A 24,504-nucleotide genomic window follows, 5' to 3' on the forward strand; every position below is an offset into this window, starting at 1 on the left:
GAAGCGTGCTGCTTGCGACTGAGGCTTAGACTGCCTTCTTGGCCGAGCGCGATGCTTGTGCGGCGGCTTGCGAAGCTGCCTTCGATGCGGCCGTTGCAGCTGCATTGAAGTTGCTTTCAGCGATTTCTACAGCTTGCTTCGTTGCCTTGTGAACCGTGTCGTACGTGGTGTTGGCAGCCGTGATAGCCGACTTCAGGACAGCGACAGCCGTTTCCGAACCAGCCGGTGCATTCTTCGCGACGTTTTCGACCAGCGATTGCACCTTGCGGTTTTGCTCTTCGAATTGCGCTTCTGCGACGCGGGTGAATTCACCTTGCGTTGCCGAAACGATTTCGTACACGTGACGGCCGTACGACAGCGCCTTTTCAGCCACCGGCTGGGCAAGGCTCGCTTGCAGCGCCAGCAGTTCCTGCGCGTCCTTGACCGACAGCGCGCGTTGGGCATTTTCCTGGCTTTCCGCGAGCGTCGATTTCACGACTTGCAGGTTCAGCTCAACCAGCTTTTCGACGCCTTCAAATGCTTTGGTCGTCAGGCCGAACAACGTTTCAAAGTTGGCTTTCTGGGCTGCGGCGAATTGCTCAGGGGTCAGCAAAGTCATGGTTTACGCTCCTGGATCGCGGTCTGTCTGTGCGGACCGCATTGGGTGAATGGTGAGACACATTGGTGCGTCCCGCCGGACCGCGATGAATTGTGCATCGCAGCAATGGTTCCCATTTTAGGATGGCTGCAAAGAATGTCAAGTGCTTTTTGTGCGTCGCACAATATTAAGAAACTGCTGATAAAACAGAGTGTTATGCGATCGGCATGACAGCGGCGTGACGCGGGTCAATTTAACCGTCGCACCGCACTGGTGCTCAATCATGCCGCATTTATTACAAAATAGTAAGGTTATTTTGGCGGGCAAAGAGCGTGCTAGCGCGGGGAGGATAACATCCGGCGATTGTTAAAAAACCTTTCGAAGGCCCATTCGGTGTAAACCGGAAAGTGTCACGGAACGTTAATGCATGATGCTGGTCGAATGCGCGTTGGCGGTCTGCAGCAGGCATTTAACAAGCTGGCTGCGCGACTCTGGCCACGTGCTGTTGCTCTGGCGGTCTTGACCGCCCGTGCCCTGACCGTATTTCCCCTGATCAAGGTTGTCTCGAAATTGCCGTTATGCTGGAAGAATCACCTCGATTCCGGCGTATGGCGGCAGCGACGAGGCATAACGCGCTGGCGATCGTTTTTTTCGATCGATGCGCGGCACTTATTCGTGTTTTTGCGATCGGAGCTTACAAGCCGGTTTAAGGAGCGCTCATAAGTGCTTCAAATTGCTAATTTTTCGTTGTTTTACTACACTTGCGGAACCCACTCGCCGCTCCCTACCGAACACCCATGAAAACCGACATGTTTTCGTCGCTAAAAGTGATCCACGGCGCGGCCCGCAGCACCGCTCTGTCGGTGGCCGCCTCCATGGTCATCGCAGCGGCGTTCGCTACGCCCGTGAGCGCTTTTGCCGCCACACCTGCTGCACCTGCAAAAACTTCCAAACACGCCAAAGCGGCCAAAAAGCTAGCTGCCGCGCCTGGCACCAAGGTGTCGAGCAAAGCCTCGAAGGCCACCAAGGGCGCGGCTGCAAAGACCGTAGCCGCGGACGACGACGCACCGCGCGCGGGCGTCAAGCGCAAGCGCGTAACGTATACGTCGAACGGCCGTCACCGTTCGGTGGTGCGCCGTGTCGCGTACGAGCCGCGTCAGCCGAGTGTCGGCCAGGCTTTTGGTCTGCACGAAACGCCGGACGCGCTCATGCTGCGTTCGAGCGTTGCGTACGTGATCGATCAGAACTCGGGCGAATCGCTGTTCGACAAGAACTCGCGCGCCGTGGTGCCGATCGCGTCGATCACCAAGCTGATGACCGCGATGGTGGTGCTCGACTCGAAAGAGCCGATGACCGACCAGATCGAAGTCACGGACGAAGACCGCGATTATGAAAAGAACACCGGCTCGCGTTTGTCGGTGGGCTCGGTGCTTTCGCGTGAAGACATGCTGCACATCGCGCTGATGGCGTCGGAAAATCGCGCGGCTGCGGCGCTGTCGCGTTATTTCCCGGGCGGCCGTCCGGCGTTCCTCGCGGCCATGAATGCGAAAGCCAGGCAGCTCGGCATGACCGACACGCACTTTGAAAACCCCACGGGTTTGACGAGCCAGAACGTGTCGAGCGCGCGCGACCTCGTGAAGATGGTCAACGCGGCTTATCAGTATCCGGTGATCCGCAGGTTCTCGACCGACCACAGCTACGAGGTGTACACCGGCAAGCGCTCGCTGGCCTATAACAGCACCAATGCGCTGGTGCGCAATCCGACGTGGGACATCGGTCTGCAAAAGACCGGCTTCATCAACGAAGCGGGCGAGTGCCTCGTGATGCAGGCGACCATTCACGGCCGTCCGATGATCATGGTCCTGCTCGACTCGTCGGGTAAGTACTCGCGCTTCGCGGACGCCACGCGTCTGCGCACGTGGCTGGATAATGGCGGCGACCAGGCGCGTATTACCAGCGCGGACGCCGGCGGCCCGGGTACCTGAAGCTTTTCCCCGGTGGCCGGTTTTTGGACCGGCCGCATGAAAACAAAAAGCCTCGCATTTTTTGCGAGGCTTTTTTTGTTTTGAACGGAGGATGTGAAGTGCCGGCCTACGCGTGATGGCTATGCGAATGGTCCTGCGGGGGTTGCGGCCGATAGCCAAGCGACGCCGAAATCATCAGCGCGGTCTGGCTCAGCTGGCCAATCCAGGAGTCTTGCAGGCGGTCCGCCGGCGCCGACAGCGACAGACCGGCGACCAGCTTGCCGGTGTCGTCGTAGATACCGGCGGCGATGCAGCGCACGCCGAGTTCCAGTTCTTCGTTATCACGCGCGCACGCCTGCTGGCGCACATGCGACAACTCACGCTCCAGTTTGGTCAGGTCAGTGATGCTGTTCTGCGTGTGGCCCGACAAACCGGTCCGCGTCGCATAAGCTCGCACGCGGGTGGATTCGTCGGCGGCGAGGAACAGCTTGCCTACCGAGGTCAGATGCAACGGCGCCCGTCCGCCGATGGCGCGCACCACCTGCATGCCGGAACGCTCGGAATAAGCGCGCTCGATATACACGATCTCGTCGCCCTGGCGCACCGACAGATTCACCGTCTGGCCCGTCTGACGATGCAGTTCGCGCATCGGCGTGAGCGCCGCGTCGCGCACCGACAGGCGAGCCTTCACCAGATTGCCCAGTTCGAGCAGGCGCATGCCGAGACGGTATGTGCCGGGATCCGACCGGTCGACCAGCCGGCACATCACCATATCGTTCAGGATGCGGTGCGCGGTGGACGGATGCAGCTCCGTGCGGATGGCGAGTTCTTTCAGGCTGACCGGGTCGCTGTGCGCAGCGAGTGCGTCGAGCAAGCGCATCATGCGTTCGATCACCTGGATCGAAGTTTTGGGATCCGGGTTCGTATCGCTCATGGGAAGGAATCGGTTGACGCGTCAAACAGCGGAAATTGATTGTATCCCGTATTGTGAAAAGATGGAAAGCGGTTGGAACGTCTATTCCAAATTAAGTCGCTTTCGTCCTATGCCTTCCGGCCGTTGGTATTGTGCGGCAAACAGCGGATAATCAGGGACGTTTTCCCGAAGGAGGGCTCATGCGAGTCGGATTGTTCGTTACCTGCCTGATCGACCTGATGCGTCCCGAGATCGGTTTTTCGGTCATCAAACTGATCGAAGGCGCCGGATTCGAGGTGATGGTGCCGCCAGCGCAAACCTGTTGCGGGCAACCGGCGTACAACTCCGGGGAGCGGCGCATCGCGCGCGATCTGGCCGAGAAGACCTTGCGCGAGTTCGAGCAGTTCGATTACGTCGTGGTCCCGTCCGGTTCGTGCGGCGGCATGATCCGCGCGCATTACGCCGACCTCTTCGCCGACGATCCCGAACTGATGAACCGCTTCGGCCGGCTGCGCGCCAAGGTGTTCGAACTGACCGATTTCCTCGTGAACGTGGCCAAAGTGCAATTGCAGCCGGGCGAGTTCGCGGGTCAGGTCACGTACCACGATTCCTGCTCCGGGCTGCGGGAACTCGGCGTGAAGGCGCAGCCGCGCGCCTTGCTGGCGCAAGTCGGCGTGACCGTGAACGAGATGAAGGATTGCGAGCATTGCTGCGGCTTCGGCGGCACCTTCGCGGTCAAGTATGGGGATATCTCCACGGCGATAGTCGACGAAAAATGCGCGAATATTCGGGCAAGCGGCACCGGCGCGGTCGTGCTCGGCGATCTCGGCTGCATGCTCAATATCGAGGGCCGTTTGCGGCGGACCGGCGACGCCACCACGCGCGTGCTGCACATCGCGCAGGTGCTGGCCGGCGACGTGTAACGCGGGCGGCTGCACGTCCGCCTTTTTATCCAGATAGGCGCGCTTGACTCGTCCTAACTCGCGGTTCGCCCGCTTTGCCTGATTACGCACAAGGCCGCCATGCAAGTCCAATCGATGCAATTCAAGGCGCGCGCCGGTCAGAAACTCGCCGACCAGCGTCTGCAGCAGAATCTCACCAAGCTGTCGACCAAGTTCGTGTCGGCCCGCGCCACGGCCATGACCGCGATCGATTTTCCCGCCACGCGCGCCGCACTGAAGGAGCGCCGCAATCGCGCGCTGGAAAATCTCGACGTGTGGCTGGAAACTTTCGAGCGCGAAGCGGCGCGGCGCGGCGTGACGGTGCTGTTCGCCGAGACGACTCAGGAGGCCGCGCGGCTCGTCGGCGACATTGCTCGCCGGCACGAGGTAAAAAAGGTGATCAAGACCAAGTCGATGGTCACCGAAGAAATGCGCCTGAACGAAGTGCTCGGGCAGATGGGCGTGCAATCCATCGAAACCGATCTGGGTGAGTACATTCTGCAGATCAACGACAACGAGCCGCCGAGCCACATCATCGCGCCGGTCGTCCATAAAGATAAGGACGAGATCGCCGACCTGTTTGCTAAGACTCACAACCGCCCGCGCCTCACCGAAATCACCGACATGACGCGCGAAGCGCGCGAGATGTTGCGTCCGCATTTCATGACCGCGGACATGGGCGTGACCGGCGGCAATTTCGTGGTGGCGGAAACGGGCTCGGTCGTGCTGGTCACGAACGAGGGCAACGAGGGCATGTGCACCGTGATGCCACGCGTGCACGTGGCGGTGACGGGCATCGAGAAAGTGCTGCCCACACTTGAAGATCTGGCCACGGCGATGCGTCTCTTGCCGCGCTCGGCGACCGGGCAGGCCACCTCGAACTATTTTTCCGTGCTGACGGGGCCGCGCGGCGAGGGTGACCAGGACGGTCCCGAGCATATGTATGTGGTGCTCGTCGACGGCGGGCGCACGGGACTGATAGGCGGCGACTTCCAGGAAATGCTGAGATGCATCCGCTGCGGCGCGTGCATGAACCATTGTCCGGTGTATCAGAAGGTGGGCGGTCATGCATACGGCTGGGTCTATCCCGGCCCGATGGGTTCGGTATTGACGCCGAGCTATGTCGGCGTCGACAAGGCGCTGGATCTGCCGCAGGCCGCGACTTTGTGCGGCGAGTGCAATAGCGTGTGCCCGGTGGGGATTCCGCTCTCCGATCTGTTGCGCAAGCTGCGCGAGAAGCAGGTGGAGCGGCGTCTGCGGCCGTGGAAAGAGCGCGCCGGACTTGCGATATGGGGGTTTCTGGCGCTGCACCCGGATGCTTACGCGCTTTTCACTAAACTGGCTGTCCGTCTGCTGGAACGCATGGGCGGAAGAAACCGGTCGATCGCCAGGCTTCCGCTGGGCGGCGCGGGCTGGACCAATACGCGGGAGATGCCCGCTCCGGTCGGTCGGACGTTCAGGGAGTTGTACGCGGCGCAGCGCAGTCATATTGGCTGAGCGGGCGTCGGCGGCCAGACATTGCTATCGTCTTTTGCGATTCACTCGGCATTCAGCGTGAGCCGGTGGTTCCGGTATCGCGCTGTCCGATCTTGCGTCGAACCGCAAGGCAATCTGATCTCGCCTGATTTCGCCTGAGCGACCCGCACATTGCGGCCGCAGAAATTAGAACACGGTACGCCTGCGCATCAGCACACGCGTACCGCGCTTCCACCATACGGCTAGTCCAGATCAGTGATCCGTCATCTGGCCCGACTGGCGACCCGGCACCCCTCGCACGGGCGCACCGTTATTCCCGTTGCCGCGACCGCCGCCGGCTTGCTGCTGCGGCGGTGGAGGTGGCGGTGGGCTTCCAGCCCCCGGTCGTGGCGCGTTCGATCCGCTCGGCCCGCGCGGGCCGCCCGCGGCACCTTGCGGCGGCGGCCCGCCGCGCGATCCGCCATTCGGCTGGCCGTGCCAGCCGCCGTTATCGCCGTGGTTGCCGTTGTTTCCATAATTGCCGTTGTTCGGCCGGCCTCGATCGGGATAGCCGCCGTAGCCAGGGCCCGGGCCGTAATAGCGGCCCGGCCCGTCGTAGTAGCCAGGCCCCGAGTAGTTGCTATAGCCCATGTAGACATTGGTTTGCGGCACGACCGGCACACCGGTGGCGTAGCCATCGTAACCGTCGTAGCCGCTATAGCCGCCGCCGTAGCCGTTGCTGTACATCGGCGTGCCGTCCGGATAGACCGCGCAGCCGCCGAGCAGGGCAGCGACGGCGAGGCAGGCGAGTGGTGCAAAAACAAAGCGTTTCATGTGATCGACCGATGCGAGGTTTTGTTTCTGTGAGACCGCTATTATCGCTATCCGTCGCGAGAGCTTTGTATGTGTTTGTAAGGATTTCTTTTTTGTGCCATGACGCGCGTCGGGGCCGTGCGTTGCGAAAAGTGAATTCACTGTTCCACTCAGCGCAACGGTCTATCTCGCGCCAGTAGGTTTTTCCCGATTGTGAATTTCTATAAGATTTCGACTGGGCATAGTGGGTAACGAACTCATCTGCCCCCAATCGGAAGAATCGACATCATGAAAAAGACAATATCGGTGTACTGGCCCCTTGCCATCGTTGTGCCGCTCGCTGCGGCTGCTTATCTCCATATTTGTGGCGACGCTGCATCGCGCGTCCCGCAAGCTCCGCTCGCTGCCGACCAGTTGACGGCTGAACTCGCGCGTGCCGTTTCGTACGGCATGATCGACGATGCCTCGACTTTGCGCGCGAAACCGATGCGCGCCGCTACGGCGATGCCGGTCGCGGAAGCGTCGTAAGCACGAGCTGAGCGCGACCGGGATCGGCCGCCATACCGAACGCCATGCTCGTGCCAGCCGCAGGCGAGTTTCCGGCCAGCTTTGTATAATCGCGGCAACATTTACTAACAGTCAGCCTGCGCGCGTCACTCGGCTAAAAATCCTTCGATGAAAACCGTATCCATCTGCTTTGTCTGCCTCGGGAACATCTGTCGTTCGCCGACCGCGGAAGGTGTGATGCGTCATCTGGTAGACGAGGCGAAGCTCGCGGAACGCATTGTGATCGATTCCGCCGGAACGGGTGACTGGCACATCGGCGAGCCGCCGGACGAGCGCGCGCAGCTGGCAGCCGGCCAGCGCGGGTACGAGCTCGCGGGCTTGCGCGGCCGCCAGATCGCCGCGGCGGATTTCGACCGCTTCGACCTGCTGATCGCCATGGACGACAAGAACATCGTCGCCTTGCGTCAGATCTGCCCGCCGCACCAACGCGACAAGATCCGTCTGCTGATGGAATTCGTCCCGGAAACGGACGCCCGCTGGAGTGGCGCCCGCGAAGTCGTCGATCCGTATTTTGGCGGCGCGGAAGGCTTCGAGCAGGTGCTGGATCAGTGTGAAGTTGCCTGCCGCGGCCTCATCGCGGCGCTGCGTCCCCAGTTGCTTGCATAGAATCCGGCGAGAAAGCGCGCCGAGCTTATCTAGCAATTAAGCAAATGACCCAAATCGCGGTAGGGATACTTGACTAAATCGCTCATGTATTTATACTTGACAAAACTTGTCGAGAATTGCGGTTCCCACACCATATGAGACTCACCACGAAAGGCCGTTTCGCCGTCACGGCGATGATTGACCTGGCACTGCGCCAGGAGCAGGGCCCGGTGACGCTTGCGGGTATCAGCCAGCGCCAGCACATTTCCCTGTCGTACCTCGAGCAGCTGTTTGGCAAGCTGCGTCGTCATGAAATCGTCGAGTCCGTGCGCGGACCGGGCGGCGGCTACAATCTCGCCCGCCGCGCTGAAGACGTGACCGTGGCTGACATCATCATCGCGGTCGACGAGCCGCTCGACGCCACCCAATGCGGCGGCAAGGGCTCGTGCGAGGGCACCAAACAGCACGACGGCCACTGCATGACGCACGAACTGTGGTCCACGCTGAACCAGAAAATGGTCGAGTACCTCGATTCGGTCTCGCTGAAGGATCTGGTCGATCAGCAGCGCTCGCGGGAAGGCGAGCCGGCCGTGATACGCGATAGACGCAACGAAGCGCCGGCGGTTGAACCCGTCCGCGTGGCGCCGAAAGGGCCGAATTCAGTTTTCAACATGGCCGGTTCCTAGGCGCGGTATCGAGCAGTCACCGCAGCCTGATAAGAAACCCAGAAGCCAGAGCACACGACGTCCCCGGAGCAATTGATGAACAACGACACTCTCCATCTGCCCATCTACATGGACTACAGCGCGACGACGCCGATCGATCCGCGCGTGGTGGACAAGATGATTCCGTATCTGCGCGAGCAGTTCGGCAACCCCGCATCGCGCAGCCACTCGTATGGCTGGGCGGCGGAGCGCGCAGTCGAAGAAGCGCGTGAGAATGTCGCCGCGCTGGTGAACGCCGATCCGCGCGAAATCATCTGGACCTCGGGTGCCACCGAGTCGGACAACCTGGCGATCAAGGGTGCCGCGCACTTCTACAAGAGCAAAGGCAAGCACATCATCACGGTGAAGACCGAGCACAAGGCCGTGCTCGACACCTGCCGCGAACTCGAACGCGAAGGCTTCGAAGTCACGTATCTGGACGTTAAAGACGACGGTCTGATCGACCTCGAAAAGTTCAAGGCCGCGTTGCGTCCGGACACGATTCTGGTGTCGGTCATGTCGGTGAACAACGAGATCGGCGTGATCCAGGACATCGAAGCGATCGGCGAGATCACGCGTGAAAAAGGCATCATTTTTCACGTCGACGCGGCGCAAGCCACCGGCAAGATCGCGATCGATCTGCAAAAGCTGAAGGTCGACCTGATGTCGTTCTCGGCGCACAAGACGTATGGCCCGAAGGGCATCGGTGCGCTGTACGTGCGCCGCAAACCGCGCATTCGTATCGAAGCGCAGATGCACGGCGGCGGTCACGAGCGCGGCATGCGTTCGGGCACGCTGGCCACGCACCAGATCGTCGGCATGGGCGAAGCGTTCCGTATCGCGCGTGAAGAAATGGCGACGGAAAACGAGCGCGTTCGCATGCTGCGCGACCGTCTGCTGCGCGGCCTGTCGGAAATGGAAGAAGTGTATGTGAACGGCGACATGGAAAAGCGTGTGCCGCACAACCTGAACATCAGCTTCAATTTCGTCGAAGGCGAGTCGCTGATCATGGCGGTGAAGGACGTGGCGGTGTCGTCCGGCTCGGCTTGCACATCGGCTTCGCTGGAACCGTCGTATGTGCTGCGCGCGCTGGGCCGCAACGACGAGCTGGCGCACAGCTCGATCCGCTTCACGGTGGGCCGCTTCACGACCGAGCAGGATGTCGATTACGTGATCAACCTGCTGAAGACCAAGATTTCGAAGCTGCGCGATCTGTCGCCGCTGTGGGAAATGCACAAGGACGGGATCGATATTTCGACCATCCAGTGGGCAGCGCACTGACGCGCCGTTTGGACGACGTCGAATTCATCGAATTGCGAATTGCAGGTTGAAACGAATCAAGGAGTGTCATCATGGCTTATAGCGACAAGGTTCTGGACCACTACGAAAACCCGCGCAACGTCGGTTCCTTCGCGAAGGACGACGATGCGGTCGGCACCGGCATGGTCGGCGCGCCGGCATGCGGCGACGTCATGAAGTTGCAGATCCGCGTGGGCGCGGACGGCATCATCGAAGACGCGAAGTTCAAGACGTATGGCTGCGGTTCGGCAATTGCGTCGAGCTCGCTCGTCACCGAATGGGTGAAGGGCAAGACGCTCGATCAAGCCATGTCGATCAAGAACACGCAGATCGCCGAAGAACTGGCGCTGCCGCCGGTGAAGATCCACTGCTCGATCCTCGCGGAAGACGCGATCAAGGCAGCGGTCGCCGACTACAAGCAACGTCACGGTGAAGCCGCTTCGGTCGAAGGCGACAAGCAACACGCTTAACCAGAGCGGCGGTTGCGGCGCGGTTTCAGGTAAATCGAAACGGACGAAGGCGTGGAATCACGCCAGCCGTCCGGCACGAACGATATTTGGTGCAGGCAGGGTAGCAGCGCGTGAGCGGGTAGAGGCATGGCCGGCACACTCTGCGCAATGAGAAACGCTATGGCAATTACGTTGACCGAAAAGGCAGCACAGCACGTCCAGAAGTATCTGAACCGTCGCGGTAAAGGCGTCGGCTTGCGCGTCGGCGTGCGCACCACCGGTTGCTCCGGCTTGGCTTACAAGCTCGAGTACGTGGATGAACTCGCGCCCGAAGACGAAGTGTTCGAATGCAACGGCGTGAAGCTCATTGTCGACCCTAAGAGCCTCGCCTATATCGACGGCACCGAACTCGACTTCGCACGTGAAGGGTTGAACGAAGGCTTCAAGTTCAACAACCCGAACGTGAAGGACGAATGCGGTTGCGGCGAATCGTTCCGCGTGTAAATCGGGACATTCCGCGTGCAGCGGATCAAAGGCGGCGCGTGCCGCCTTTTTAGTTTGATCCGCGAATTCGCTTATGCCACCGGGCTCCGCTTCGACGAGCCGCGTTTTTTAGACTGCACTCCGGTGCGCTTTCCTGAACGGACTTCTTCTATCCGATGGCCTCGCTGAACGACAGCCACTTCGACCTGTTCGATCTGCCGGCGCAATTCGCGCTCGACGCCTCCGCGCTCGACCATGCCTACCGCACGGTCCAGGCGCAAGTGCATCCGGACCGCTTCGCGGCGGCCGGCGACGCGCAAAAGCGCATTGCGATGCAATGGGCGACGCGCACCAACGAGGCGTATCAGACGTTGCGCGATCCGTTAAAGCGCGCCACCTATTTGCTGCATCTGCGCGGCATCGACGTCGGCGCGAACGACAATACGGCGATGGAGCCGGCGTTCCTGATGCAGCAGATGGAATGGCGCGAAGGCATCGAAGACGCGGCTGCGGCGAAGAACGTCGACGCGCTCGACGCCTTGCTCACTGAACTGCGCGACGAAGAGCGCATGCGTTTCGACAAGCTCGGCGCGTTGCTCGACAGCGGCGCGAATCAGGCCGCGGGCGAGGCCGTGCGGCAGTTGATGTTTATTGAACGGGTGGCGTCGGAAATCGGCACGCAGATCGAGCGGCTCGAAAACTAGCGAGCCCGAGCGCGCCGCGCGTGCGGCAATGGCCGCCAGAAAAGCCGTAGCATTACATCCAGCAACGCGAAAATTCAGGACGGGGCCGAGCGGCCCCGAGAAGATCCAGATGGCCCTACTGCAAATCTCTGAACCCGGCATGGCGCCGGCGCCCCACCAGCGGCGTCTGGCGGTCGGTATCGATCTCGGCACCACCAATTCCCTCGTCGCCGCCGTGCGCAGCGGCGTGCCCGACGTGCTGCCCGACGCGGACGGCCATGCGCTGCTGCCGTCGGTGGTGCGCTACCTCGAAAAAGGCGGCCGGCGTATCGGCCGCACCGCCAAGGCCGAGGCGGCGAGCGATCCGCGCAACACGATCGTCTCGGTCAAGCGCTTCATGGGCCGTGGCAAGGCGGAGGTGGAGGGCGCCGAAAACGCGCCGTACGATTTCGTCGATGCACCCGGCATGGTGCAGATCCGTACCATCGACGGCGTGAAGAGCCCGGTCGAAGTGTCGGCCGAAATTCTGGCGACGCTGCGCCAGCGCGCCGAAGACACGCTCGGCGACGAACTGGTCGGCGCGGTAATCACGGTGCCGGCGTATTTCGACGAAGCCCAGCGTCAGGCGACCAAGGACGCAGCGCGTCTGGCTGGCCTGAACGTGCTGCGCCTCCTGAACGAACCGACCGCGGCCGCGATCGCCTACGGCCTCGACAACGGTTCCGAGGGGCTTTATGCCGTGTACGACCTCGGCGGCGGCACCTTCGACCTGTCGATTCTCAAGCTCACCAAAGGCGTGTTCGAAGTGCTAGCGGCCGGCGGCGACTCCGCGCTCGGCGGCGACGATTTCGATCACGCGCTGTATCGCCATGTGCTGGAGCAGGCCGGCATCGCGCCGCAAACACTCGCGCCGGAAGATGTGCGCCTGCTGCTGGACAGCGTGCGCGAGGCCAAGGAGGCCCTGTCCGACGCGCCGAATGCGAAGCTGCAAGCCGAGCTTTCGAACGGCGCCAGGCTCGATCTGACGATCGACGAAGCCACTTTCGAGGCGATCACACAGGCGCTCGTGCAGCGCACGCTCGGCCCGACGAAAAAGGCGCTGCGCGACGCCAAAGTCACGACGAAAGAAATCAAGGGCGTGGTGCTGGTCGGCGGCGCGACGCGCATGCCGGTGATTCGTCGCGCGGTCGAGTCGTTCTTCGGCCAGCCGCCCTTGATCAATCTCGACCCGGATCAGGTGGTCGCGCTCGGCGCCGCGATCCAGGCCGATCTGCTCGCGGGCAACCGCGGCGCGGACGGCGACGAATGGCTTCTGCTCGACGTGATTCCGCTCTCGCTCGGCGTCGAGACGATGGGCGGTCTGACCGAGAAAATCATCCCGCGTAATTCGACGATTCCGGTCGCGCGCGCGCAGGATTTCACGACTTTCAAGGACGGCCAGACGGCCATGGCGATCCACGTCGTGCAAGGCGAGCGCGAGCTCGTCAGCGACTGCCGCTCGCTCGCGCGTTTCGAGCTGCGCGGCATTCCGCCGATGGCGGCCGGCGCCGCGCGCATCCGCGTGACCTACCAGGTGGACGCCGACGGCCTGCTGTCCGTGTTCGCGCGCGAACAGGGCTCGGGCGTGGAAGCATCGGTGGTGGTCAAGCCGTCCTACGGTCTCGCGGATGACGACATCGCCCGCATGCTCGAAGACAGTTTCTCGACCGCTGAAGTCGACATGCGCGCGCGTGCGTTGCGCGAAGCGCAAGTCGAAGCGCGCCGTCTCGTGGAAGCCACCGACGCCGCGCTCGCCGCCGACGCCGAACTGCTCGACGACACCGAGCGTGCCGAGCTCGACGCGCTCCTCGATGCATTGCGCAACGTCGTGCAAAGCGACGACGTCGACGTGATCGAAGCCGCCACCAAAACGCTCGCCGAAGGCACCGACGAATTCGCCGCCCGCCGCATGAACAAGGGCATTCGTCGCGCGCTCGCCGGCCGCAAGCTCGACGAGATCTGAGCCTTGCGCTGACGGCAGACCGCCTCGATTTGCGAGAGGCCGCCGCAAAAAACCGAATCGTGCCGCGTGGACTTAAAAAGTCCGCGCGGCGCCAGTAAAATGGTACGGAGCCTGTTTGCGGCCGCCGTGCCGCAGACCCAAACGGAAAATGTATGCCTCAAATCGTTGTGCTGCCTCACGTCGAACTGTGCCCGGAAGGCGCGGTGATCGATGCCGTGCCCGGCAAGAGCATTTGCGACAACCTGCTCGAACACGGCATTGAAATCGAGCACGCGTGCGAGAAGTCGTGCGCCTGCACGACCTGTCACGTGATCGTGCGTGAGGGTTTCGCCGCCTTGACGCCGTCGGAGGAAGACGAGGACGATCTGTTGGACAAGGCGTGGGGGCTCGAACCGGCCTCGCGTCTGTCGTGCCAGGCCATGGTGCCGGCTGAGCAGGATCTGGTTGTCGAAATCCCTCGCTACTCGATCAATCACGCGAAGGAAAATCACTAACAGGAGGATGCAGCCATGAAGTGGACCGATACGCAAGACATCGCGATGGCCCTGACTGACAAGCACCAGGACATCGATCCGCAACAGGTGCGCTTCACCGACTTGCACCGCTGGGTCACCGAACTGGAAGGATTCGACGACGATCCTAACCGGTCGAACGAAAAGATCCTCGAGGCGATTCAGGCTGCATGGATTGAAGACGCGGATTACTGAGCGTCACTGAGTTTTCCGGCGCCGGTCAGCGAGTTGATTGCGCTTCCGGTTGCGGCAAAGAAAAAGGCGATTCCATTTGGAATCGCCTTTTTTGCGTCTGGCGGAAAGTCACCCCGCGTGCGGTTAGCTTGCCACGAGCGTGCCGTTCTGAATCCGAACACGCTGACCTTGCTGGAACGGCGGCGCTTCATGGTAAGTGAAATAACGCGTCTTGCCGTTTTCCATCCGCACACGCACGGAATACGACGTGGTGCTGCGGATATGTTTTTCCACCGAGTTGCCGGCAAGGCCGCCGCCGAGCGCGCCGAGAACGGTCATCGCAGTGCGGCCGTTGCCGCTGCCGAACTGATTGCCGACCACGCCGCCGGCCACCGCGCCGCCGACCGCGCCGATGCCGGTGCCATGACCTTCCTGACGCACCGCCGAGATGGCCTCGACTGTCCCGCAACTCGAGCAGTAGGCGGGTTGCGGTGGCGGTTGCTGTGCGTAGTTAGGTGCCGGCTGCGCCTGTTGCTGCTGAGCGTATTGCTGCTGTGCGGGCGCAGGCGCCGGCGCGGGTCGCGGCTGTTGCGCGGCCTGCTGCTGGGCTGCCTGTTGCTGCGCGGCCTGTTGCGCCGTCAGATTGGCGGGCGCCGCCGAATCGACCACACCCGGCGGCGTGGCTTGTGTCGCCACCTGCGCAGCTTGCGTTTGATCGTTTTGCGCGCCGCTACTGGACGCCTTCGTGAACAGGCCGGTTACGGCCGCCGTCGCGGCAAGGCTTGCGATGATCACCGCGCCGGCAGCGGTCGCGACGAGCGGGTGAATCCGGCGCGGTTGCGCAGGCTGAGCGGACTGCGTGGTGGGTTGCGTGTTTGGATTGTCCATTTTGGCCTCCGTTTTCAACGGGAGTCGACTTTTGGTAAGACCGAGTGTCGGATAAATCGATTGTCTGAGGGTTTCAATTTGTAACGATTTCCGCTCAAGCATCGCGCCGACTCGCATGGAAGCCGCGCAACGCGGCCGGGCGCCGCTTCCGGCAAGCGCTCGTGCAATGAACGTCCGTAGTCGAATCATCGCACAGCATGCAGCTTTTACCGATGGTTACAAACCGTCAGGCGGGCGCCACACACACACGAAGCAGCAAGAAAAACGCCCGGCATCGAGCCGGGCGTTTGCACATGCTTTGCACCGCGCTGCGTTCAGTCTTCGCGACGCAGATGCGGGAACAGAATCACGTCGCGGATGCTCGGGCTGTCGGTCAGCATCATGACCAGACGGTCGATGCCGATACCGCAACCGCCCGCCGGCGGCATGCCGTATTCGAGCGCGCGAATGTAGTCCGCGTCGTAGAACATCGCTTCTTCGTCGCCGGCCTCTTTCTGATCGACCTGCTTCTTGAAGCGCGCTGCCTGGTCTTCCGGATCGTTCAGTTCCGAGAAGCCGTTGGCGATTTCACGACCGGTGATGAACAGCTCGAAACGCTCAGTGATGCCTTCCACCTTGTCCGACGCGCGCGCGAGCGGCGACACTTCAATCGGGTAGTCGATGATGTACGTCGGCTCCCACAATTGCGACTCGGCGGTTTCTTCGAACAACGCCAGTTGCAGCGAACCGACACCGGCGTTCAGGAACTGCGGCTGCGACGCATCCACGCCGAATTTCTTCAACTCGGTGCGCAGGAAGGCGCTGTCGGCGAGTTGCTCGTTTGTGTACTGCGGTGCGTACTTCTGGATGGCTTGCGTGATCGTGAGGCGATGGAACGGCTTCGCCAGATCGAGTTCTCGGCCCTGGTACGTGATCGTGGCGGTGCCCAAAGCATCGATCGCGGCCTGACGGATCAACTGCTCGGTGAAGTCCATCAGCCACTTGTAATCGGTGTACGCGGCGTAGAACTCGATCATCGTGAATTCCGGATTGTGGCGCACGGACACGCCCTCATTGCGGAAGTTACGGTTGATCTCGAACACACGCTCGAAGCCGCCGACCACCAGGCGCTTCAGATACAACTCCGGCGCAATGCGCAGGAACATCTGCATGTCGAGTGCGTTGTGGTGCGTGGTGAACGGCTTGGCCGCGGCGCCGCCCGGAATGGGGTGCAGCATGGGCGTTTCGACTTCCATGAAGTCGGCATTTGCCATGAAGTTGCGGATCGACGAAATGGCCTTGGTGCGCGCGACGAACGTCTTGCGCGTTTCCGGCGTGACGATCAGATCGACATAGCGCTGGCGGTATTTCATTTCCTGGTCGGCGAGACCGTGGAACTTGTCCGGCAGCGGACGCAGCGACTTCGAAAGCAGACGCAGTTCCGTGCATCGCACCGAGAGTTCGCCCTTGTTGGTGCGGAACAGCACGCCGCGCGCCGCGACGATGTCGCCCATGTCCCACTTCTTGAAGGCGTCGTACTTTTCCTGGCCGACGTCGGCGGGCGTGATGAAGAACTGGATCTGACCCGAGCCGTCGCGCACCGTCGCGAAGCTCGCCTTGCCCATCACGCGCTTGAGCATCATGCGGCCGGCAATCGCGACTTCGAGCGGATTCGCTTCGAGCGCTTCCTTGTCGGATTGCTCGTATTGCGATTGCAGATCTTCGGCGTGATGCGTGGGGCGGAAATCGTTCGGATAGGCGACGCCTTGCTCACGCAGTTCGCGCAGCTTCTCGCGGCGCTCGGTCATGATCTTGTTGTCGTCCATCTCGGGTGCGGCAGTCGGCTGGGCCGCATTAGGCTGGGCCGCATTAGGCTGGGTCGGTTCGGTCATGATGTTTGATATTCGGTGGCCCGCGCGGAATGCCTCGCGTGCGGGTGGCCAGTCAGTGTGAAAACCTCAGGCGTTGGAAAAATTTCGGCGAAAGCGGCGGCGCGGTAGCACAGGCAAAACGCGCCGCGCTGAACCGCACCGCTTGCGCCGGCATTATCCCGAAGTGGCCGAAGCGGCTTCGGGTAAAGCCGGCATCAAGTCAGACGCCCTGTTTCAGGCTGGCGCTGATGAACGGATCGAGGTCGCCGTCGAGCACGCTCTTGGTATTGCTGATTTCGACGTTGGTGCGCAAATCCTTGATGCGGCTGTTGTCCAGCACGTACGAGCGGATCTGATGACCCCAGCCCACATCGGTCTTGCCGGCTTCGAGCTTGTCCTGCTCTTCCTGACGCTTGCGGATTTCCGCTTCGTATAAGCGTGATTTCAGCATGGCCATGGCTTCGGCGCGGTTGCGGTGCTGCGACCGGTCGTTCTGGCACTGCACGACGATGCCCGACGGCATGTGCGTGATACGCACCGCGGAGTCGGTCTTGTTGATGTGCTGACCGCCCGCGCCGGACGCGCGGTACGTGTCGATACGCAGATCGGCCGGGTTGATGTCGACTTCGATCGAGTCGTCGATTTCCGGGTACACGAACACCGACGAGAATGACGTATGACGGCCGCCCGACGAGTCGAACGGCGACTTGCGCACGAGGCGGTGCACGCCGGTTTCGGTGCGCAGAAAGCCGTACGCGTATTCGCCCTCGATCTTGATGGTGGCGTTCTTGATGCCCGCGACGTCGCCGTCGGTCTGTTCCAGCACTTCGGTCTTGAAGCCCTTGCGCTCGCAGTAGCGCAGATACTGGCGCAGCAGCATGGACGCCCAGTCGCACGCCTCGGTGCCGCCGGCGCCGGCCTGGATGTCCAGGAAGGCATTGTTCGGATCCGCCGGGTTCGCGAACATGCGGCGGAATTCCATGTCGGCCACACGCTGTTCGATGCCTTGCGCGTCGGATTCGCAGGCGAGGAGCGTTTCCTCGTCGTCTTCCTCGCGGGCCATGTCGAACAGGTCCTGCGCGTCGCGCAGGTCGTTATCGAGCGACGTGAGTTTGCCGACCGTGTCGTCGAGCAGCTTCTTTTCCCGGCCGAGGGCCTGGGCGTGCTTCGAGTCGTTCCAGACGTCCGGGTCTTCGAGTTCCCGGTTGACTTCGATTAGACGCAGTGCTTTGTCGTCGTAGTCAAAGATACCCCCGTAGCGAGTCCGCGCGAGTGCGCAGGTCCGCCAGTGAGGCTTCGATCGCGTTGAGACGTTCCGCTTCCATGTCGATCTTTTATAGCTTCGTAAAAAGGGGAAATTATAGCCGATCGGCGTGCCGGGCCGGCGGCTGTCGAGCGATCCGGCGCGTGTTTGCGGTTGATTTTGCGGAGATTTTCGAGGCTTTCGGTGCGGCGGGGCCGGCACGGCCGGCGGGCCGTTCGACGCGCCGGCGTCGACTCATCGCCTGCCCATTGGTGGCGTGAGGTCCGCGCTTCAGCTTGCGATTGCAACTCGCTTAGTCCGGCTGGGTTTTTCAGCCGGCCGCCTTAGCTCGCCGCGTGCTCGACGATCAACTGCACGCGCGACACACCGTTCCACGTATCGCTCGCGAGGCGATAGGCGACAGTGGTGCGCGCGGGCAGGGTGTCCGTGTGATTGAACCAGATCGCGTTGAAGCGCTGGCGTCCGCGCACGAGTTGCAGTTTCAGGTGCTTGTCCTTCACGAGCGCCTGCGAGGCAATGTCGAATTCGCCCGAAAACACCGGCGCCGGAAAGCCTTGGCCCCACACCGCGGCGTCGAGCATTTCGACGAATTGCGGCGTGAAATACGCGTCTTCCAGTTCGCCGTCGGTTTCCACGGTGCGCGAGAGCGCGTCCTCGGACAGCCATTCGCGGCCGACCGCTTCGAACGCGGCCGTGAAGCGCGGCACGTCGGCGGCGGCGAGCGTGAGGCCCGCGGCCATCGCGTGGCCGCCGAATTTGACGATCAGGCCCGGCTCGCGCTTCGAGATCAGATCGAGCGCGTCGCGCAGATGGAAGCCCGAGATGGAGCGGCCCGAGCCTTTGACGGTCTGGCCGCTGTCGTCGGCGAGCGCGAAGGTGAACGACGGCCGGTGGAATTTCTCCTTTAACCGCCCGGCGACGATGCCGATCACGCCCTGGTGCCAGCCCGGATTGAACAGCGTGATGGTGGTCGCGCCGTCCGGGTTGATTGCCGACAGGTCTTCGAGCGCCTGCTGCTGCATGCCGGCTTCGATCTCACGGCGTTCGCGATTCATCGTGTCGAGTTGCTGCGCGAGATCCCATGCGCGGCCGATGTCGTCCGTGGTCAGGCATTCGATTCCGAGCGACATGTCCGACAGGCGGCCCGCCGCGTTCAGGCGCGGCCCGAGCGCGAAGCCGAGGTCGAAGCCCGACGCGCTGCGGGCTTCGCGCGCGGCGGCGCGAAACAACGCGGCGATGCCCGGCTGCATCTTGCCCTTGCGGATGCGCTGCAACCCTTGCGCGACCAGCACGCGGTTATTGCCGTCGAGCTTGACCACGTCCGCGACCGTGCCGAGCGCGACCAGATCGAGCAGGCCATCCAGGCGCGGTTCGGGAAACGCGTCGTTGAAGGCGCCACGGCGACGCAATTCCGCGCGCAGTGCGAGCAACACATAAAACATCACGCCGACGCCCGCGATGCACTTGCTCGGGAACGTACAGCCCGGCTGGTTCGGATTGACGATTGCGCGGGCGGCCGGCAGTTCGTCGCCGGGCAGGTGGTGGTCGGTGACCAGCACGTCGATGCCGAGCGCGTTGGCTGCTTCCACGCCGTCGACGCTGGCGATGCCGTTATCCACTGTGATCAACAGATCCGGTTTGCCCGACGCGTTGCGCGCGGCCAGCGCGACGATCTCGGGCGTCAGGCCGTAGCCGTACTCGAAGCGGTTCGGCACCAGATACTCGATGCGCCCGCCGAACATGCGCAGGCCGCGCACGGCGACTGCGCAGGCGGTCGCGCCGTCGCAATCGTAATCGGCGACCACCAGCATGCGGCGCTTCTGCTGGATCGCGTCGGCGAGCAGAGCGGCGGCGTCTTCACAACCCTTGAGCGCGACCGGCGGTACGAGCCGCGCGAGGCCGGTTTCGATTTCGTCCGGCATGCACACGCCGCGCGACGCGTAGAGGCGCGCGAGTACCGGATGCAGGCCGTGGCGGGTGAGGATTTCGGCGTCGACGGGAGAGCAGGCGCGCGTAACGATTCGAGTCATTCGGAGAGGCCGTGAGTCATTCGTTGATTCAATCAATCATTCGATGAAGAGCGAGGCGAGCACACGCCGCCGCCAGAATTTGCGCAGATCGCCGCGGGTGACCGACAGCGTCACCGAGCCGGTGTCGCCGCACAAGGTCAGCCCGAGTTCGGCGAGATCGCCGGATTGCAGCGCGGCGAGCGCCGGTTCGAACCAGTCGGTCTGCATGGCGGCGAAGGCGTCGTTCCAGCGCGCCCAGTCCTGCTCGATGTAGGGCGCGGAGAACGGATCGAGTTCGACCAGCGTCGGCCCGTTTGTGTTCGTGTTTGCATTGGCGTCGGCGTTGAGCCCGGACGCGCCACGCAGAACGTTATCCGACGCGCCGCGCGCAGCGCCAGCCGCCGGCAGTGCCGCAAACGACGCCGGCGGCGCAGCCGCAGCGACGCCCGCGGTCATCGCCAGACCGCGCGTCGCGGCTGCATCGGAGAACACTCGTGCGAACGGACTGCGTACCGGCTGCGCCGCGCCCTGCGCGTGAAACCAGATCGAATTGACGGCAGGCAGGCCGCGCGCCTCGCGCGCTTCGTTGACCGGGTGCTCGAACCAGGCCATCTGCACTTCGTTCTGCAGCTTCATCCAGGCGCGCGAACGCTCGCCGGAATGCGCCTCGTGCGGCAGCCAGATTTCGATGTTGCGCCCGCTCGCGCGCAATGGCGACGCGCCGGCGAGCGTGCCGAAGCCGTCGCCCGACAGATACCAGCGCGCGGGCCGCGGCGCTTCGATACGCACGCCGAGTTCCTCGATCAACGGCCGCGCGACCGCGAGCAGCGCGCCGGCTTCGTCGTCGGACAGGTCGAGCGAGGCCGGGTCGATCAGCACCAGATGGTCGTGCGCGATCCGCACGTGCACCGGCTGCACGCAAGCCCATGTGGCGGTGCCGGGTTCGCCGCCGTCGGCGCGCAGCATGTAGGGCGCGAGCGGCGCTTCATCGGCGGCGGCCGCGCCGCTGGGCAACGCGCCGAATTGGCGCGCCACCCAGCGCTCGTGCGGCAGCGTGCGCTGAAAGTCTTCGCCGACCACGCGCTCCACCAGCGTCGCGCGCGCGATCAGCCGGTCGAGCGCCGGACTGCGGATGTCGTGGAGGGCGGTGGAGGCGTCCGCTGCGGCGGGCAGCGCGAAGGGCAGGAGAAGATGGAGACGGTTGGCGAGCATGATGCTGCGCATTGTAGGGCAAAGCGCGTGAGGATTTGCACGCCCCGGCCGCACCTGCCGTCCAGACTGCCTTTGAGCGAAGCGGCCGGATTGTATGGCAAACTTCGCGCTTGATTGACCGGTGGCGAGAGGCTGGCGGCATGTCCCGCGCATTGCTACGCAACGGCGCGCCGCACCGGAACCATCCGCGCCGCAACGACACCAACAATCACGACGCTCGGGCCGCACGAAAGGCGCTTCACGCCTTCGTGCGCGGCACAAAGCCGAAGAACGCAGAAAAGGATTCGCTTGAAATTTCCCTACGAATGGCAGATTGGCTGGCGCTACACCCGCGCCGGCAAACGCACGACCGGTAACGGCTTCATTTCCTTCATCGCGCTCGTGTCGATGTCGGGCATTGCGCTCGGCGTCGCCGCGCTGATCGTCGTGTTGTCCGTGATGAACGGTTTTCAGAAAGAGGTGCGCGACCGCATGCTGTCGGTGCTCGCGCACGTCGAAATCTTTTCGCCGACCGGCTCGATGCCCGACTGGCAGCTCACCGCCAAAGAAGCCCGCCAGAACAAGGAAGTGATTGGCGCGGCGCCGTATGTCGAAGCCCAGGCGCTGCTCACGCGCCAGGACGCGGTGAGCGGGGTGGCGCTGCGCGGCGTCGAGCCGTCGCTGGAGCCGCAGGTGTCCGATATCGGTAAGGAGATGAAAGGCGGCAGTCTGAATGCGCTGGTGCCGGGCGACTTCGGCATCGTGCTGGGCGCCGACCTCGCCACCAATCTCGGCGTGACGGTCAACGACAAGATCACGCTGGTCGCGCCGGAAGGCACCATCACGCCGGCCGGCATGCTGCCGCGGCTAAAACAGTTCACGGTGGTGGGTATCTTCGAATCGGGTCACTACGAATACGACAGCACGCTCGCGCTGATCAACATCAAGGACGCGCAGGCGCTGTTCCGGCTGCCCGCGCCGACCGGCGTGCGGCTGCGCCTGACCGACATGCAGCGCGCGCCGGAAGTCGCGCATCAGCTTGCCCGCAGCCTGTCCGGCGATTTGTATATTCGCGACTGGACGCAGCAGAACAAGACCTGGTTCTCGGCGGTGCAGATCGAAAAACGCATGATGTTCATCATCCTCACGCTGATCATCGCGGTGGCGGCGTTCAATCTGGTGTCGTCGCTCGTGATGACGGTGACCAACAAGCAGGCCGACATCGCGATTCTGCGCACGCTCGGCGCGCAGCCCGGTTCGATCATGAAGATTTTCGTGGTGCAGGGCGTGACGATCGGTTTTATCGGCACGGCCACCGGCGTCGCGCTCGGCTGCCTGATCGCGTGGAGCATTCCATGGCTCGTGCCGATGATCGAGCATCTGCTCGGCGTGCAGTTCCTGCCGCCGTCGGTGTATTTCATTAGCGAACTGCCGTCCGAACTGGTGCCGGCCGACGTCGCGCGAATCGGCGTCATCGCCTTCGTGATGTCCGCGCTGGCCACGTTGTACCCGAGCTGGCGTGGTGCGAAAGTCCGTCCCGCGGAGGCACTGCGCTATGAATGACCGTTCCGCTAACCTGTCCATGGCTTCTTCCGACACCGTGCCGCATCCCTACGTGCTGGAAGCAACCGGCATTTCCAAGTCGTTCGTGCAGGGCGGCCTGAACGTGACGGTGCTCAACAACACGGAGCTGAGCGTGCGGCGTGGCGAGAAGCTCGCGATCGTCGGCGCGTCGGGCTCCGGCAAGAGCACGCTGCTGCACGTGCTCGGCGGCCTCGACGATCCAAGCGCCGGCCATGTCTCGGTGATGGGCAAGCCCTTCACCAGGCTCTCCGAGCGCGAACGCAACGACCTGCGCAATCGCGCGCTGGGTTTCGTGTATCAGTTCCACCATCTGCTGCCGGAGTTCACCGCGCTCGATAACGTCGCGATGCCGCTGCGGATCCGCCGCATGACGACCGAAGCGTCGCGCCGCGAAGCGCTCGCGGTGCTGGAGCGCGTCGGCATGGGGCATCGCGCGAAGCATCGTCCGGGCGAGCTGTCGGGCGGCGAGCGCCAGCGCGTGGCGATTGCCCGGGCGCTGGTGACGAAGCCCGCCTGCGTGCTGGCCGACGAACCGACCGGCAATCTCGACGGCGGCACCGCCGACACGGTGTTCAATCTGATGCTCGAACTGTCGCAAACGCTCGACACGAGCTTCGTGATCGTCACGCACGATCCCGAACTCGCGGGACGTTGCGACCGCATCATGCGGCTGCGCGACGGCGTGCTGCACGAAGAGCCGCCGGTGCCGGTTTAAATGGCCGTCCATTCGGCGTGGATGCCGCGCCGCTCGCGAGGTCTGTGATGTGGATCGATACGCACTGCCATCTCGACGCATCGGAATTCGACGCCGACCGCGCGCAAGTTGCGGCGGCGGCGCGTCGCGCGGGCGTGGGGCGAATCGTGATTCCGGCGATCGGCCGGCAGAATTTCGCGGCGGTGCGTGAGTTGGCGCACCAGGTTGAGGGCGGTGCGTACGCGCTTGGCATTCATCCGTTGTTCACGCCTCGCGCGCAGGAAAGCGATCTGGATCGGTTGCGCATGGAAATCGAGGCGAGCCTCGATGATCCGCTGTTTGTCGGCATCGGCGAGATCGGACTCGATTATTTCGTCGAAGGTCTTGACGACGCGCGCCAGCAATTCTTCTACAACGGCCAGTTGGAGCTCGCGCGCGAATTCGATCTGCCGGTGATCTGCCATGTGCGCAAATCGCAGGATCAGGTCATCAAAGGACTGCGGCGGCATCAGATTCATCGCGGCATCGCGCACGCGTTCAACGGCAGTTTTCAGCAGGCTCAGGCGTATATCGATCAGGGCATGCACCTCGGTTTCGGCGGCAATCTGACTTTCGAGCGTGCGCGGCAGATTCGCCGTCTTGCCGAGCAGTTGCCGTTCGATGCTTTGGTCGTCGAAACCGACGCGCCGGACATCGCGCCGTCGTGGATCTACAAGCAGCGCAACACGCCGGAGCAGATTCCCGCAATCGGCGCGGGCCTCGCGCAACTACGCGGCATGGCCGCCGACGAAGCCGCCCTAGGCACAACGGCTAACGCGCTCGCCGCGCTGCCGCGGCTGGCACTTTCCTCTGCATAATTGAACCCGATGGTCTGAGTGGTTCGCGCCGGGCGATACCCACGCC

24 protein-coding genes are annotated in these 24,504 nt (G+C 62.9%); 16 read left to right on the plus strand and 8 right to left on the minus strand.

The genetic code is table 11. From position 1 onward, the window contains the following. Positions 1-25: 25 nt before the first annotated feature. Positions 26-598 (minus strand): phasin family protein, encoded by a 573-nt coding sequence (locus tag ACFSNN_RS21225; protein WP_012433576.1) that lies wholly within the window; start codon positions 596-598, stop codon positions 26-28. Positions 599-1,374: 776 nt separating this feature from the next. Between ACFSNN_RS21225 and pbpG the strand changes: the two genes are divergently transcribed. Beyond that, positions 1,375-2,562, plus strand: coding sequence for a D-alanyl-D-alanine endopeptidase (pbpG, locus tag ACFSNN_RS21230; RefSeq protein WP_134455614.1), 1,188 nt, complete (start codon positions 1,375-1,377; stop codon positions 2,560-2,562). A gap of 106 nt (positions 2,563-2,668) precedes the next feature. Here the strand turns inward: pbpG and ACFSNN_RS21235 are convergent, their stop codons facing one another. Beyond that, positions 2,669-3,475 carry an IclR family transcriptional regulator gene (locus ACFSNN_RS21235; protein ID WP_134455615.1) on the minus strand — a complete coding sequence of 269 codons (807 nt, stop codon included), beginning with the start codon at positions 3,473-3,475 and terminating at the stop codon, positions 2,669-2,671. A gap of 179 nt (positions 3,476-3,654) precedes the next feature. On the opposite strand from ACFSNN_RS21235, the gene ACFSNN_RS21240 reads away from it, so the two are divergent. Both ACFSNN_RS21240 and ACFSNN_RS21245 read left to right on the plus strand, forming a co-directional pair. Then, on the plus strand, positions 3,655-4,377 hold the full coding sequence (locus ACFSNN_RS21240; RefSeq protein ID WP_134455616.1) for a (Fe-S)-binding protein: 723 nt from the start codon (positions 3,655-3,657) through the stop codon (positions 4,375-4,377). A gap of 99 nt (positions 4,378-4,476) precedes the next feature. Continuing rightward, on the plus strand, positions 4,477-5,892 hold the full coding sequence (locus ACFSNN_RS21245) for a lactate utilization protein B (RefSeq protein WP_134455617.1): 1,416 nt from the start codon (positions 4,477-4,479) through the stop codon (positions 5,890-5,892). Between the two features lie 231 nt (positions 5,893-6,123). Here the strand turns inward: ACFSNN_RS21245 and ACFSNN_RS21250 are convergent, their stop codons facing one another. Further along, complete coding sequence (locus ACFSNN_RS21250) at positions 6,124-6,684, minus strand: hypothetical protein (protein WP_134455618.1); 561 nt, start codon at positions 6,682-6,684, stop codon at positions 6,124-6,126. Positions 6,685-6,951: 267 nt separating this feature from the next. Here ACFSNN_RS21250 and ACFSNN_RS21255 point away from each other — a divergent pair, with 267 nt between their 5' ends. The 10 genes from ACFSNN_RS21255 to iscX all read left to right on the plus strand — a co-directional run bounded on the left by ACFSNN_RS21255 (position 6,952) and on the right by iscX (position 14,142). Continuing rightward, positions 6,952-7,191 (plus strand): hypothetical protein, encoded by a 240-nt coding sequence (locus ACFSNN_RS21255; protein ID WP_134455619.1) that lies wholly within the window; start codon positions 6,952-6,954, stop codon positions 7,189-7,191. A gap of 147 nt (positions 7,192-7,338) precedes the next feature. Beyond that, positions 7,339-7,836, plus strand: coding sequence for a low molecular weight protein-tyrosine-phosphatase (locus tag ACFSNN_RS21260; RefSeq protein ID WP_134455620.1), 498 nt, complete (start codon positions 7,339-7,341; stop codon positions 7,834-7,836). Positions 7,837-7,970: 134 nt separating this feature from the next. Then, positions 7,971-8,501, plus strand: a complete 531-nt coding sequence (iscR, locus tag ACFSNN_RS21265; RefSeq protein WP_134455621.1) for a Fe-S cluster assembly transcriptional regulator IscR — start codon at positions 7,971-7,973, stop codon at positions 8,499-8,501. 75 nt (positions 8,502-8,576) lie between these two features. After that, on the plus strand, positions 8,577-9,800 hold the full coding sequence (locus ACFSNN_RS21270; RefSeq protein ID WP_134455622.1) for an IscS subfamily cysteine desulfurase: 1,224 nt from the start codon (positions 8,577-8,579) through the stop codon (positions 9,798-9,800). A gap of 71 nt (positions 9,801-9,871) precedes the next feature. Continuing rightward, on the plus strand, positions 9,872-10,288 hold the full coding sequence (gene iscU / locus ACFSNN_RS21275) for a Fe-S cluster assembly scaffold IscU (protein WP_012433566.1): 417 nt from the start codon (positions 9,872-9,874) through the stop codon (positions 10,286-10,288). Positions 10,289-10,447: 159 nt separating this feature from the next. Next, a complete protein-coding gene (iscA, locus tag ACFSNN_RS21280) occupies positions 10,448-10,771 on the plus strand; it encodes an iron-sulfur cluster assembly protein IscA (protein WP_012433565.1) in 324 nt (107 codons plus the stop codon). A gap of 155 nt (positions 10,772-10,926) precedes the next feature. Beyond that, positions 10,927-11,454, plus strand: coding sequence for a Fe-S protein assembly co-chaperone HscB (hscB, locus tag ACFSNN_RS21285; RefSeq protein ID WP_134455623.1), 528 nt, complete (start codon positions 10,927-10,929; stop codon positions 11,452-11,454). Between the two features lie 109 nt (positions 11,455-11,563). After that, positions 11,564-13,435, plus strand: a complete 1,872-nt coding sequence (hscA, locus tag ACFSNN_RS21290) for a Fe-S protein assembly chaperone HscA (protein ID WP_134455624.1) — start codon at positions 11,564-11,566, stop codon at positions 13,433-13,435. 152 nt (positions 13,436-13,587) lie between these two features. Next, a complete protein-coding gene (gene fdx, locus ACFSNN_RS21295) occupies positions 13,588-13,929 on the plus strand; it encodes an ISC system 2Fe-2S type ferredoxin (RefSeq protein WP_012433562.1) in 342 nt (113 codons plus the stop codon). A 15-nt stretch (positions 13,930-13,944) separates the two neighbouring features. Continuing rightward, positions 13,945-14,142 (plus strand): Fe-S cluster assembly protein IscX, encoded by a 198-nt coding sequence (gene iscX, locus ACFSNN_RS21300; protein WP_007181290.1) that lies wholly within the window; start codon positions 13,945-13,947, stop codon positions 14,140-14,142. A gap of 123 nt (positions 14,143-14,265) precedes the next feature. Here iscX and ACFSNN_RS21305 read toward each other — a convergent pair whose 3' ends face one another. The 5 genes from ACFSNN_RS21305 to ACFSNN_RS21325 form a co-directional block, all read right to left on the minus strand. Beyond that, positions 14,266-15,009, minus strand: coding sequence for a glycine zipper 2TM domain-containing protein (locus tag ACFSNN_RS21305; protein ID WP_134455625.1), 744 nt, complete (start codon positions 15,007-15,009; stop codon positions 14,266-14,268). A gap of 314 nt (positions 15,010-15,323) precedes the next feature. After that, positions 15,324-16,880 carry a lysine--tRNA ligase gene (lysS, locus tag ACFSNN_RS21310; protein WP_377689666.1) on the minus strand — a complete coding sequence of 519 codons (1,557 nt, stop codon included), beginning with the start codon at positions 16,878-16,880 and terminating at the stop codon, positions 15,324-15,326. A 199-nt stretch (positions 16,881-17,079) separates the two neighbouring features. After that, a protein-coding gene (prfB, locus tag ACFSNN_RS21315) for a peptide chain release factor 2 (RefSeq protein ID WP_106313460.1) occupies positions 17,080-18,184 on the minus strand; the annotation gives its coding sequence in 2 pieces (ribosomal slippage) (positions 17,080-18,102 and positions 18,104-18,184; 1,104 coding nt in all). A 262-nt stretch (positions 18,185-18,446) separates the two neighbouring features. Continuing rightward, entirely contained in the window at positions 18,447-20,153 is a 1,707-nt protein-coding gene (gene recJ, locus ACFSNN_RS21320) for a single-stranded-DNA-specific exonuclease RecJ (protein WP_134455626.1), read from the minus strand. A 36-nt stretch (positions 20,154-20,189) separates the two neighbouring features. Further along, positions 20,190-21,356 (minus strand): regulator, encoded by a 1,167-nt coding sequence (locus ACFSNN_RS21325; RefSeq protein WP_134455627.1) that lies wholly within the window; start codon positions 21,354-21,356, stop codon positions 20,190-20,192. Positions 21,357-21,632: 276 nt separating this feature from the next. Here ACFSNN_RS21325 and ACFSNN_RS21330 point away from each other — a divergent pair, with 276 nt between their 5' ends. From ACFSNN_RS21330 to ACFSNN_RS21340, 3 genes are read left to right on the plus strand one after another with little or no spacing between them, the layout of a single operon-like run. Beyond that, positions 21,633-22,886, plus strand: coding sequence for a lipoprotein-releasing ABC transporter permease subunit (locus ACFSNN_RS21330; protein WP_134455628.1), 1,254 nt, complete (start codon positions 21,633-21,635; stop codon positions 22,884-22,886). Next, positions 22,879-23,622 carry a lipoprotein-releasing ABC transporter ATP-binding protein LolD gene (lolD, locus tag ACFSNN_RS21335; protein ID WP_012433555.1) on the plus strand — a complete coding sequence of 248 codons (744 nt, stop codon included), beginning with the start codon at positions 22,879-22,881 and terminating at the stop codon, positions 23,620-23,622. Before ACFSNN_RS21330 ends, lolD begins: the two co-directional genes overlap by 8 nt. 47 nt (positions 23,623-23,669) lie before the next feature. After that, positions 23,670-24,458, plus strand: a complete 789-nt coding sequence (locus ACFSNN_RS21340) for a TatD family hydrolase (protein ID WP_134455629.1) — start codon at positions 23,670-23,672, stop codon at positions 24,456-24,458. Positions 24,459-24,504 lie beyond the last annotated feature (46 nt).

Source organism: Paraburkholderia dipogonis, from assembly GCF_042680985.1.
In the GTDB taxonomy this organism is placed as follows: Bacteria; Pseudomonadota; Gammaproteobacteria; order Burkholderiales; family Burkholderiaceae; genus Paraburkholderia; species Paraburkholderia phytofirmans.